Raw genomic sequence first — 500 nt, forward strand, 5'->3', positions numbered from 1 at the left:
TCCGCCGCTGAGATCATGTACAGGTGGTATCCGTTAAAGTACCGCTCTCTGGCGCTATCCCAACCCGAGTTGCAGTCGGGCTGGGAGTAAAGACGATGATGGTTGCAATCAGCTATACCGCGGGCGCGACAATCGCAAGTGGACTTGCTTCGGGGATAAGCGGATGTAACGACTGGTGTACCGTCACCGGCTGCGCAAATCGCCGACATATCCCCGAGCAACCCAAACTGTGCAGATACAGCAACAATCTGCGATTGAAAGAAATGAAACAAGCGATCAGCAGGTAAAGCCGTTTGCTTATCGGCATGACGCATCATCCATTTGACCAAACGTTCAACTCTTCCTGGCGTCGTGGGCGCTTTCTCGCCCTTCTTGCCTTTTTTCTTGCTCTTGCGTTTGCGTTGCAGGATAGGCCTCAAATTGTGATCGACTGCTGGCCAAAGGCGATCGAAGAAGTCATAGAACGTGCCCACGCCGGGAAGATCAGTTAGAGAGAACCC

The 500-nt window shown here is 52.8% G+C and carries 1 pseudogene; it reads right to left on the minus strand.

The annotated features are described in order from the left end of the window. A pseudogene (locus tag AC1TPC_RS26910) lies at window positions 1–500 on the minus strand (transposase); the annotation flags it as partial.

The organism is Paenibacillus sp. Y280 (assembly GCF_056786335.1).